This is a genomic window from Lactobacillus ultunensis DSM 16047, assembly GCF_001436305.1.
GTDB classification, from domain to species: domain Bacteria; phylum Bacillota; class Bacilli; order Lactobacillales; family Lactobacillaceae; genus Lactobacillus; species Lactobacillus ultunensis.
The window spans coordinates 1-11,839 of sequence record NZ_AZFO01000048.1 but is presented as its reverse complement, the minus strand read 5'-3'; the positions used below and the strand labels follow the sequence as shown (position 1 = coordinate 11,839).

Below are 11,839 nucleotides of genomic sequence, written 5' to 3'. Positions count from 1 at the left end.
TACTTGACTTTACGTAGAAAAAAGACGGAACAACCTACCCTATTGTCCCGCCACGTTAGAATTTTACTTTTATTAGTCAATTAATGCAAATCTATTCAAATCTTTTACAAATTCAACTCATAAGCCAACCGATCAGGGTCAATTGGATCAACTACTTGGATAATCCCACGCCTAACAAAGCCATGACTAGTTGCAATATGTTGCACAATTTTATTCTTTTTATATGTATCAATCCTAAAATTGTGAATTCCCTGTGCATAAGTTGTAGAAATAATATCACTCATGAAAAATTGACTCAAATGCATCCCTCTAAATTTGCGTGATACCGCAAGGCGATGAATCGTTGCATATGTATCTACATCATCATGCCAAGCGCCCTCAATCTTTTCATAATTAGGATCTCTTCCAATTACCACTGCCGCATAACCAGCCACTTGATTATCCACAGTTAATACCCAAGCAACATTATTTTTTATATCTTCACGCACAGTTTGACAGTTAGGATACCCACTTTGCCATTGCGGACTACCACTTTTCTTCAAAAATTGGACAGCATCATGCAAAATTTCACCAATTTTATCCACATCCACGCTTTTTGCTTGTCTAATATAAATTAAACTCATAATTTTTCCACAAAAAAACCACATGATCTCCCATGTAGTTCTTTCTCTTCTTTCTAGATATTATCTAAAACGCCAGGTATCTTGGGGTTATCTTGGATACTCACGTCGGCACCAAGTTGACGTAATTTTTCTTGTACGCGGTCATAACCACGCAAGATGTTACCAGCCTTATCAATGATCGTGGTTCCACTAGCCATTAAACCAGCAATCATTAAACATGCTCCTGCACGAATTTCTCCCGCAGTTACTTCTGCTCCATGCAATTGCTTAGTTGGATGAGCCAAAATAATATTATCTTCAACTTTAATATTGGCACCCATCTTCTGCAATTGAGCAATATGACCAATTCTCTTCGGATAAATATTATCAATCACTACGCCCTCGCCTGACTTAGCAGTTAAAAGAAGCGGCGTAATTGGCTGTTGTAAATCAGTTGCAAAACCTGGATAAACATCCGTCTTCACTTGAACCATCTTCAGGTCACCAGCTGGATAGACATACAATGAATCCTCATCGAAATCAATTACTACACCCATCTCTTCTACCTTGGCCAAATATGAATCAAGGTGTTCCTCAATAATATTATGAATTCGAATTCCATTACCGATGCACGCTGCTAAAGCTACATAAGTACCTGCTTCAATTCGATCGGGAATAATAGTGTGCGGAATTTGTGCTTTAAGCATATCCACACCTTCAATTCTGATTGAGTCAGTACCAGCACCACGAATAACTGCCCCCATGTTATTCAAGAAGGTAGCCAAATCAATAATCTCTGGTTCTTTAGCTGCATTTTCAATAATAGTCTGACCATGTGCTGTTACACTGGCCATAATAATATTCATCGTTGCACCAACAGATGGCATCTTCAGGTGAATCTTTGCACCATGCAAACCATCTTCAGGAGCTGTAATTATGATTTGATCATTTTCATTTTCTACGCTAGCGCCTAAGGCTTCAAAGCCCTTAATATGTTGGTCAATCGGACGTGGCCCAATATCATCACCACCGGGGAAGCCCACAACTGCTTTGCCAAAACGACCGAGAAGTGCACCCATAAAGTAATATGAAGCGCGCAAACTCTTAATCTTCCCAGCTGGCAACGGACTCATCTTAATATCAGTTGGATCAATGCGCAATGTCGTTTCACCGAAATCACAATGTACATCCATCTCACTCAACAAGTCCATCAAGTTGATAACATCAGCAATTCTTGGGACGCCTTCCAATGTTACTGGTGTTCTAGACAAAATTGATGCCGGAATCAGTGCAACCGTTGAATTCTTAGCTCCACCGATCCATACATCACCCTGCAAGGGCTTTCCACCATGAATTATCATCTGCTTCATTGGCGAAAACAAATCCTTTTCTACTTTCAATTAATCATAATAATGTTAAAGGATATTGACAAAAAAAACAAGAGCTGAGGCCCTCAGTTCTTGTTTTCTTAACATTTTGTATTATTCAAGTGAATTTCAGATTTAAAATTTCTCTGCTGGCAAACCACTAGCAGCACCAATGAATGACTTGAATAAGCCTTCTGGGCGTTGTGGACGACTCAAGAATTCAGGGTGATATTGAGCTGCAATAAAGAACTTCTTCTTTGGTAATTCAATAATTTCTACTAAACGATTGTCTGGTGATACACCTGAGAAGACCATACCAGCCTTTTCAAATGCTTCACGATACTTATTGTTAAATTCAAAACGGTGACGGTGACGTTCTTGAATAACGTCTTGATCATCATAAGCAGCACGAGTCTTGGTACCTTTCTTAAGAGCAGCTGGGTAAAGGCCCAAACGTAAAGTACCACCGATATTTTCTTCATCACGCTTATCTGCCATGATGTCAATAATATTATTCTTGCAGTCTGGTTCAGCTTCTGCACTGTTAGCATCTTCAAGGTTCAAAACATCACGAGCAAATTCAACACTAGCCATTTGCATACCCAAGCAAATACCTAAGAATGGAATATCATGTTCACGAGCATACTTGATTGCAGTAATCATACCTTCAAGACCACGTGTACCGAAACCACCAGGAACGATCAAGCCATCTGAGTCCTTCATAATGTCGGCAATGTTGTCTTCAGTTACATCTTCAGCTTGAACCTTATCTACATCGATCTTAGTGTTGTAAAGGTAACCAGCATGTTGCAAAGCATCAGTAACTGAAATGTAGGCATCTTCAAGTTCTACATATTTACCAACCAAGGTAATCTTGGTGTGGTGCTTCAAGTTCTTAGCACGTTCATCAAGCTTCTTCCAAGCTTCCATGTCAGCTTCTGGCTTTGGACTTTCTAAGTGTAAGAAATCGCAAACCTTTTGATCCATGCCTTGTTTTTGGAAAGCCAAAGGTACATCGAATAATGAAGGAGCATCAATTGATTCAATAATTCGATCAACAGGAACATCTGTGAAAGTTGAAATCTTGTCTTTGTGTTCTTGATCAATTGGTTGTTCAGCACGAAGAACAAGCATGTTTGGTTGAATACCAATACTACGCAATTCTGCAACTGAGTGTTGAGTTGGCTTAGTCTTCATTTCATGAGCAGCATGAAGAAGTGGTACCAAAGTACAGTGAATGTACATTACATTTTCTGCACCAACTTCACGGCGCATTTGACGAATAGCTTCCATAAATGGAGTTGATTCGATATCACCAACAGTACCACCAATTTCAGAAATAATGACATCTGAATCAGTAGTTAAGGCTGCACGCATAATCTTTTTCTTGATCATGTCAGTAATATGAGGAATTACTTGAACAGTTGCACCATGGTAATCGCCACGACGTTCTTTTTCCAAAACTTCTTGATAAATCTTACCAGTAGTAACGTTAGAATACTTGCTAGTTCTAACGTCTACAATTCTTTCGTAGTGACCTAAGTCAAGGTCAGCTTCCGTACCATCGTCGGTAACATAAACTTCACCGTGTTGATATGGGTTCATTGTACCTGGGTCAATGTTGATGTATGGGTCAAACTTTTGCATGGTTACCTTTAAACCACGATTCTTAAGAAGTCGACCTAAACTTGATGCAGTAATACCCTTACCAAGTGAAGATACGACACCGCCAGTTACGAAAATGTATTTTGTCATTGTCTGCTCCTTTATCAATTTATCCTTTTAAACAAAAAAGCTCCCTCAAGTTAGGGAGCTAAACGCACATAGGGTGCCCAAGAAAAATACTATCTGCTTTTTCTTCTTAAGTCAAGCAAATTAATTTTTCTTTTTATTATTACGATTAATTATCTTCGTCGTCATCATCGTCATCGTTCAATTGTGACAATTGACCTTCAATACCATCTGGTAATACGTCATCAGTATCATCATTATCTTCATCATAATCAGAATCGTCGTCGCCATAGTCGTCATCACTATCATCAGCAGTGGCATCTAAGTCGTCATCTTCTGGATCATCATTGTCATAGTCGATAATGTCATCATCACCAGTTGCACTCGCTAAGAATGCATTAACCTTCTTGTGGTGCTTACGTGCATCATCATCGTCTTCATCTTCTGGGTGGTTAACTTCTTCATCGACTGATTCATATGGGAACCATGAACGAAGTGCCCAAACATTTTCACCCATGGAAATAAATTCACCATCAGTGTTCATGTCAGTATAGAATTGTGGCAAACGTTCACGAATCTCTTCGTCACTCTTATTCAAGTATTTTTGTACGGCATTAACAATATCGGCAAATGCCATTCTCTTACCATTGTCTTCCAAAATTGCACGAGCAACTTCGATCATTGACAATTCATCACGGTTTTTGTCTTTAAACTTGTCTAATCCCACAGCTGTACGTCCTCTCTTATACAATCTTTACTATTCTACTAGGCGTTTAAGTAAAAATCAACGTGACTGCATAGTTACCTATTAAGTATAGTCCATTAAATAGGTCATATTCAACCCGAAGTTTGTTAGATCCGTCTTCTTGTGGTTCATATTCCAGCAAGTTAGTCACACTAACCATATCCATTTGTCTGCCTTCAACCACATAACGACAACTTTCTTTTTCACCGGGAACAAATTTCATAAATGAATAGTTATTTTGATCCACGCCTCTTCTAATCAATAGCTCATCATCTTTTAACAACATTTTGACCGGAATCTCACCCTCTTCGGCATAAGCAATACGGGTTACTCCATCCTTCTCAGTCATTGTTCCAGGCGCATTTCTGGTAAAAGTTTCTGTATCATTATCTTGCGTAATTTTACTAGTCAAATTAATTGTAATTGCTGTCACGTTCTCATCCCTTCCATTAAGCACTGTACATATATATTTGCTATAATTTTAATTAGGTATACTCTATTTTAATCTAAATTTTAAAAAATTAAATTAACAAGCTTGGTGAATTTTTATGGCAAGATTTCAAAGTAAAAAATTAAAACAGGAAGTTGTACTCCGTGATCCAGTTCATGGCTACATTCATATTGAAGACAAAGTTATTTTAGATATCGTCAAATCCAAAGAATTTCAACGGATGCGCAGGATTAAGCAATTAGGACCTGTCAGTTATGTCTTTCCAGGAGCAACGCATACTAGATTTGAGCATAATCTTGGAGTTTATGAATTAACTCGCCGAATTTGCGATATTTTTGCTAAAAAATATCCTTCCATGACGCCAGGAGATGGCCTATGGGATGACGATAACCGCTTATTAGTAGAATGTGCAGGATTGCTGCACGATATTGGACACGGACCTTATTCTCATACTTTTGAGCACCTTTTTGACACTAACCATGAAAAAATCGGTCAGAAGATTATTACTGATCAACACACAGAGATCAATAAGGCCCTAAAGCAAGTAGCACCTAACTTTCCTGAATTAGTTGCCAGTGTAATTGCTAAAACATATCCTAACCCTCAAGTAGTCAAACTGATTTCTAGCCAGGCCGACGCTGACAGAATGGATTATCTCCAACGGGATGCCTATTTTACAGGCGTCAACTACGGACGCTTTGACTTGTCTCGTATTTTACGAGTAATTCGTCCTTATCAAAACGGAATTTGCTTTACCAACAACGGGATGCATGCCGTAGAAGACTACATTGTTTCTCGTTATCAAATGTACCAACAAGTATATTTCCATCGGGTTGGCCGTTCAATGGAAGTTATCTTACATCACTTGCTTGAACGCGCACAGGTTATTTACAAAAAAGGCAATTTGCAAGTCACTCCAAGTTTAGCTAAGTTCTTAGCTGGCAATTGGACGCTAGAAGACTACCTCAAGCTCGATGACGGTGTCATGGAAACCAACTTTTCTTTATGGACAGAATCACAAGATCCTATTCTATCTGACTTGGCTAAGCGTTACTTATATAGAAAGCCATTAGCTAGCGTTAGAATCGATGAAGAAACTAAGAATCTCTTACCAAAATTAAAGAATATCATTAAACAAGCTGGTTTTAATCCTGACTATTACACTGACACTAACTCCGCATTCGATGAACCATATGACGCTTATAAACCATCTGGCAAGAATGCTAATAGTCAAATCGAAATCATGCAAGATGATGGCAGTCTCATTGAATTATCACAAATGAGTCCATTAGTCCGTGCACTTAACGGTACCTTCCAAGGAGACGAGCGCTTCTTCTTCCCAAGAACCATGCTATCCCATGATGAAGACCAACCACAAATTTTTGCTCCACTATATGATCAATTCCAAAAATATGTTAAAAACGGTGCGCTTCGATACCTGAGAAGACCAAGAAAGAAGTAAAATAAGAGTTAGAAAGCGAGGTCTCGTTATGAATACTGAAGATTTAAACAAAGACGTAAGAACTCAAATTAACCCTGAAGATGAAGTTAAGGCTGCTCCAAAGAGTGGTTATAAACAAGTCAAAGATTTGATGGATACTATTCATGGCTACTGCATGGATTACACTAAGTTATCATTTAACTTTATTCACGACAACAAAGACTTAGTAAAAGATGTTGTCAAAATGGGATGCCAAACTGCAATGGTAGTTTCTGTTGCTGCCGCAGGTGTAAGTATTGCAAAGGCTATTGAAAAAAGCCACAAGTAAATTTAAGTAAAAGAAATAAGCTTGGAAATTCCAAGCTTATTTTTTTATCTTACTTCTTCACCGTTTAACTCTAAAAGCAATGCATACAAGGCACCGTACAAATTAGAATCGTTACCATGTTTAGCAGCTACAACTGGTGGAGCAATCATTTGTTTACCAATCATTGGATTATTATCCAAAAGCTTATGCACTTGATTATTAATTTCTTCAATTACCACAGGTTGAGCACTAATTCCCCCACCAATAACAAATTTAGAAGCATTAATTACTGTTTGAATATTGATAATCATAATTGCTACATTGCGACAGTAACGCTTGAAAATCGCTAGTGCACGCAGATCACCGTCATTGATCGCCTTAAAAGCACTAATGCCATCATCTAAGTTGCTGGCATTGCCTAAAGCTAAATTAACTTTTCTAATCATATTTACCGCTGAGCAACTGTAACCAGTATATGCTGCCATATTTTGCGTACCTAAGCCTGAATTAGTAATCATCCAGCTTAGTTCGCCAGCTTGGAAAGTCCAACCATGCAAAACGCGATTATCGACTAGAATACCACCGCCAACGCCTGTACCAAGCGTAATTGCTACGCCGGTATTCACATCATGCAGTTCGCCAAGCCATTGTTCCGATAATGCGGCAGCTTTACCATCATTTTCTACACCCACGGGAACATGATATTTTTTACCTAAAGTTTCTTCAAGATTCAAACCATCAAGAAACGGTAAAGCACCGCCGAAATAAATAATTTTATGTTTAGTATCAATCTTGCCTGGTGCACAAACTGCAATACCTTCAAACTTACCCATATATTTGTCAGCAACTTGATACATTGATTCCATAAAAGAATCTAAATTTTCAGTATTGGTTTTAACACGGTCTTTTTCAATGATATGCCCTGAATTATTAATCAGTGCATACTTTAAATTGGTACCGCCAATATCAAACGATAAATATTGTGTCATGATTCATTACCTAATTTCTAATTACATTTAAAATCTATTATTATCAACCGTTACATAGTATCTGGTATCATATCTATTTCTACTTGTAGAATATTCAACTGGAACACCATTGATTAACCAAACTACCTGTTCTAGTTCTAACATCGGATCATCTTTTTTAGCATTTAAATACTTTTCATCATACTTGTTTGCTTTAACTGCTCTAATTCGGCGATAAGCATGGCCAAATTTCAAATTTAATTTTTTATGCATATAATCATACACAGAAGCGTGTAGTACATCTTTCGTCAACCCTGGGACTAACTTAACAGGCATATAAGTATGCTCAATCATTAATGGTTCTTCTTCATATATTCTTAAGCGAACAATATCGTATACTGGTTCTGTTTGATCAATATTTAAATATTCTTGTGTCTTATCATCTGGAAATTCTACTGAATAGTGCAAAACCTTACTGCTTACATTATTTTTACCTAATTGATTACCCAAGCCGATAAAAGCATTAACTGCTGCATCCCTTTTATCTTTAAAAGGAATATCGCCTAATACAAAAGTACCCATGCCAGATTGTTTATATACTATTCCTTTACGATCCAGTCCATCTAAAGCCTTTTGAATAGTTAATCGACTAACATTATATTCTTTAGCCAAAGTTTCTTGATCTGGTAAAGCCGTTTGCCTTTTGTATTGTCCTTTCTTAATTTTTTCTTCAATTTCTTCTGCTACTTCTACATACTTTGCTTTTGTCATTTTTAACCAACTTCTTCTAAGCTATATACTATTATTTTAATCAAAAATTCTTCTTTTATAAAAAAATAGGTGCACAATTATGGCACCTATTTTTTTAATTTAATTAACTTGTGCATACAGAGAAAAGATTATTAGTTAAGTAAATTAGTTTTGAGTAGAATCACCATTACTTGCAGCATTTTGCTCACGTTTAATCAAAATCTTGTCGTATTTTTTAGCAAATGGCCAATAGATTAAGGTTGAAATAACGAGAGTACATGCTTGCCAAACTGCCATTTTCCAACCTCCAACTAGGAAACCAGAAATAATGGCAGGAGTTGTCCATGGAACAGACATCCCATTTAATGGTGGTACAATTCCAAATTTAATTACAAAGTAAGTTGAAATTGCTATAACAACTGGAGTTAAGAAGAATGGAACTGCTAAGAATGGATTCATAACAATTGGCATACCGAACAAGAATGGTTCATTAATATTGAAAATTCCGGGGATGAATTCTAGTTTACCCAATGATCTTAATTGAGCTGATCTAGCACGAATCAAGATAAATATAATAAGACCGATAGTAATACCTGAACCAGTTAAATTAATAAAGTTGTTAAGAAATTCACTCGTAACAATATGTGCACCATTAGCCATGGTTAACTTACCAGCTTTATATAATTGGGCATTATCAAATGAATTTGCTTGAAGCAATGAGCCTACTAGTGAACCTACAATTAGACCACCATGCACACCGAAGAACCAGAAGAATGGTACTAAGAATGCAATTGCAACAGCACCACCAAAACTATCTGAAACGCCTTGGAGTGGAATTTGAATTGTATTATAGATCCATTGTAAAAGATCAGTATGTGCAAAAGTATTAAAACCAGCAAAGATAAGCATTGCACCAATTAATACAATACCAGAGGGAATCATAGCAGTGAATTGATTAGAAACTGCTGGTGGCACTGATTTAGGCAATTTAATTGTCCAACCAGCTTTGACAATTGCACAATAAATCCAACCTACAAGCAAACCTATTACAATAGCAGCAATCATACCATCTCCGCCAATCCAGGTTAAATTAACTACGCCTGTAACTGGTGCCTCAATGTAGGTTTGCACTGCATGAGGTAGTTTGCTAATAACTGCTGTAAATTGTTTGGCACCCATTCCATTAGGAATACCAGATTGTAAAGCAGTCTTTACTGGACTGGACTGGTAATACTTAATGTCTGTAACATCAAAAATGACGCACATGAAGTTAAACCTGGTGCTAAGGGTTCATACCCCTCATTTTTTGCATAGATATAGGCTATACCAATTGAACCCCATAAACTCATTGCTGCAAAAGTAGTGTTATATGCCTGATTAAAGAATGCTCCCCAACCAGAAGCATTAATTGCATTAGCTACAGAAGGAATTGGGATATTACTTAAAATTAAAAATATCGAACCGATAATAATAAACGGTAAAGTATAAACCATCCCATTTTGTAAAGCTGTAATAGCTTTAGTATTAACGAACTTCATTACTGGAGGTAAAATTTTACTATTTACAAAATTACCCAGTCCGGATTTCTTTTGTTCGGACATTGTCAAATGCATCTCCATATCTTTTTTATCACAATTACATCAAAATAATCCGGATTTTGTAAGCTCTTTCATGACTTACATTGAAAGTATATATACTTTTGCAATAAATGTAAAGCCTTATTTTATAAAAACATATGCTTTTACAAAATAAACTAGTGCTTTTGTGCTTAAGATGCTGTTTACTATAGCTTCTGATTCTCTATAAGATAGTGAATTAAAAAATTGGTCTTTCATAAAACACCTTGTTCCATCATTGGAAGAAGCGACTAATTTATCGAACAATACCAAAAAGCTCCTTTTTACTATCATCTTTGTAAGCGATTCCATATAATACAAAATGCAAGATAATTAAAAGGAGCTTTTATTATGAATGAATCTACTTTTCCTAAAAATTTCCTTTGGGGCGGTGCTGTAGCTGCCCATCAACTCGAAGGTGGCTATAACGAAGGCGGCAAAGGAATTTCAATTGCTGATCTTATGACTTTAGGTAGTCAGGGACATCCCCGTGAGTTGACCTCTACTATTGAAAAAGATAAATACTATCCTAATCATAAAGGAAACGACTTTTATCATCACTATAAAGAAGACATTAAGCTAATGGCAGAAATGGGCTTCAAAGCTTTCCGTACGTCTATTGCCTGGACCAGAATTTTCCCAAATGGTGATGAAACTAAACCTAATGAAGCCGGCTTAGCTTTCTATGACAAAGTTTTTGATGAATGCAAAAAATACAATATTGAACCAGTTATCACATTGTCTCACTTTGAAATGCCATATCACTTAGTAACTGAATATGGTGGCTGGAGCAACAGAAAGATGATCAACTTTTTTACTCGCTTTGCTCACGTTTGTTTTGAACGTTATCACAATAAGGTTAAATATTGGATGACCTTCAATGAGATTAATAATCAAACAAATTATGAAGATGACCTTTCTGTTTACGAAAATTCTGGCGTTAAATTCAAACCAGACGACGACAAGCAAAAGATAATGTATCAAGCCGCCCATTATGAAATGGTAGCTAGTGCCGAAGCAGTTCAAATTGGTCATGCTATTGATCCAGATATGCAAATTGGTTGCATGCTTGCCTTTTGTCCTATCTATCCTATTTCTCCGAAACCAGAAGATATTCTTTTTGCCCAAAGGGCAATGGACTCACGTCTTTACTTTGGTGATGTTCAAGTCAACGGCGAATATCCTAGATGGTTAACTCAATATTTCAAAAATAAAAACTATAATCTTGATATCACTGCTAAGGATCTCGAAATTTTAAGACACGGTACTGTCGATTATATTGCCTTTTCTTACTACATGTCCTTTGCAGTCAAATATACCAATCACATGGATTATCGTGAATATCAAGATTTAGTAGAAAATCCATTTGTCACAGCCAGCGACTGGGGCTGGCCCGTTGATCCAGTTGGTCTGCGTTACGCCTTGAATTGGATGACCACTCGTTGGCACAAGCCTTTATTTATTGTTGAAAATGGTTTGGGAGCATACGACAAAATGACTTCTGATCATAAGATCCATGATAACTATCGTATTGAATATTTGCGTGACCACATCAGGGAAATGAAAAAGGCTGTTGTTGAAGACGGTGTTGATCTGATGGGATACTTGCCATGGGGATGCATTGATTTAGTTAGTGCATCTACCGGTGAAATGAAGAAGCGCTACGGCTTTATCTATGTTGATGAAGATGACCATGGCAAGGGTACACTTAAGCGCTATAAAAAAGACTCATTTTACTGGTATCAAAAAGTTATTAAGTCAAATGGCACTGATCTAGCTTAATAACTTCAATTAGTTCATTACATTACTTCTCTCTACAAAAAAAGCGGCTAGTCAAAATTTGATACAATCCCACTAAAGT

General features: G+C 36.9%; 10 protein-coding genes and 1 pseudogene. 3 read left to right on the top strand and 8 right to left on the bottom strand.

Going from position 1 to position 11,839, the window contains the following annotated elements:
• Positions 1-104 precede the first annotated feature (104 nt).
• The 5 genes from FC57_RS09725 to FC57_RS09705 all read right to left on the bottom strand — a co-directional run bounded on the left by FC57_RS09725 (position 105) and on the right by FC57_RS09705 (position 4,878).
• Positions 105-623: a GNAT family N-acetyltransferase gene (locus tag FC57_RS09725; protein ID WP_040529964.1), complete on the bottom strand. Its 519-nt coding sequence runs from the start codon at positions 621-623 to the stop codon at positions 105-107.
• Between the two features lie 53 nt (positions 624-676).
• Entirely contained in the window at positions 677-1,972 is a 1,296-nt protein-coding gene (locus tag FC57_RS09720) for a UDP-N-acetylglucosamine 1-carboxyvinyltransferase (RefSeq protein ID WP_040529963.1), read from the bottom strand.
• Between the two features lie 132 nt (positions 1,973-2,104).
• Entirely contained in the window at positions 2,105-3,724 is a 1,620-nt protein-coding gene (locus FC57_RS09715) for a CTP synthase (protein ID WP_007126732.1), read from the bottom strand.
• 145 nt (positions 3,725-3,869) lie between these two features.
• Entirely contained in the window at positions 3,870-4,427 is a 558-nt protein-coding gene (rpoE, locus tag FC57_RS09710; RefSeq protein ID WP_040529960.1) for a DNA-directed RNA polymerase subunit delta, read from the bottom strand.
• 46 nt (positions 4,428-4,473) lie between these two features.
• Positions 4,474-4,878 (bottom strand): YwiB family protein, encoded by a 405-nt coding sequence (locus FC57_RS09705; RefSeq protein ID WP_040529957.1) that lies wholly within the window; start codon positions 4,876-4,878, stop codon positions 4,474-4,476.
• A 115-nt stretch (positions 4,879-4,993) separates the two neighbouring features.
• Here FC57_RS09705 and FC57_RS09700 point away from each other — a divergent pair, with 115 nt between their 5' ends.
• Positions 4,994-6,358 (top strand): HD domain-containing protein, encoded by a 1,365-nt coding sequence (locus tag FC57_RS09700; protein ID WP_007126729.1) that lies wholly within the window; start codon positions 4,994-4,996, stop codon positions 6,356-6,358.
• A 28-nt stretch (positions 6,359-6,386) separates the two neighbouring features.
• Positions 6,387-6,665 (top strand): hypothetical protein, encoded by a 279-nt coding sequence (locus tag FC57_RS09695; protein ID WP_007126728.1) that lies wholly within the window; start codon positions 6,387-6,389, stop codon positions 6,663-6,665.
• 44 nt (positions 6,666-6,709) lie between these two features.
• Here FC57_RS09695 and FC57_RS09690 read toward each other — a convergent pair whose 3' ends face one another.
• The 3 genes and pseudogenes from FC57_RS09690 to FC57_RS09680 all read right to left on the bottom strand — a co-directional run bounded on the left by FC57_RS09690 (position 6,710) and on the right by FC57_RS09680 (position 9,963).
• Positions 6,710-7,633, bottom strand: coding sequence for an ROK family protein (locus FC57_RS09690; RefSeq protein ID WP_007126727.1), 924 nt, complete (start codon positions 7,631-7,633; stop codon positions 6,710-6,712).
• A 27-nt stretch (positions 7,634-7,660) separates the two neighbouring features.
• The gene (locus FC57_RS09685; RefSeq protein ID WP_007126726.1) at positions 7,661-8,383 is read right to left on the bottom strand and encodes a GntR family transcriptional regulator; all 723 of its coding nucleotides are present in this window, start codon (positions 8,381-8,383) and stop codon (positions 7,661-7,663) included.
• Between the two features lie 144 nt (positions 8,384-8,527).
• Positions 8,528-9,963, bottom strand: a pseudogene (locus FC57_RS09680) (PTS sugar transporter subunit IIC).
• Between the two features lie 366 nt (positions 9,964-10,329).
• Here FC57_RS09680 and FC57_RS09675 point away from each other — a divergent pair.
• Positions 10,330-11,760 carry a 6-phospho-beta-glucosidase gene (locus tag FC57_RS09675; RefSeq protein ID WP_007126722.1) on the top strand — a complete coding sequence of 477 codons (1,431 nt, stop codon included), beginning with the start codon at positions 10,330-10,332 and terminating at the stop codon, positions 11,758-11,760.
• Positions 11,761-11,839: the final 79 nt, after the last annotated feature.

Bases quoted from the DNA above. Each gene is read 5' to 3' on its own strand.
- FC57_RS09725 (WP_040529964.1), bottom strand. From the start codon at position 623: ATGAGTTTAATTTATATTAGACAAGCAAAAAGCGTGGATGTGGATAAA.
- FC57_RS09690 (WP_007126727.1), bottom strand. From the start codon at position 7,633: ATGACACAATATTTATCGTTTGATATTGGCGGTACCAATTTAAAGTAT.
- FC57_RS09685 (WP_007126726.1), bottom strand. From the start codon at position 8,383: ATGACAAAAGCAAAGTATGTAGAAGTAGCAGAAGAAATTGAAGAAAAA.
- FC57_RS09720 (WP_040529963.1), bottom strand. From the start codon at position 1,972: ATGAAGCAGATGATAATTCATGGTGGAAAGCCCTTGCAGGGTGATGTA.
- FC57_RS09695 (WP_007126728.1), top strand. From the start codon at position 6,387: ATGAATACTGAAGATTTAAACAAAGACGTAAGAACTCAAATTAACCCT.
- FC57_RS09675 (WP_007126722.1), top strand. From the start codon at position 10,330: ATGAATGAATCTACTTTTCCTAAAAATTTCCTTTGGGGCGGTGCTGTA.
- FC57_RS09715 (WP_007126732.1), bottom strand. From the start codon at position 3,724: ATGACAAAATACATTTTCGTAACTGGCGGTGTCGTATCTTCACTTGGT.
- FC57_RS09700 (WP_007126729.1), top strand. From the start codon at position 4,994: ATGGCAAGATTTCAAAGTAAAAAATTAAAACAGGAAGTTGTACTCCGT.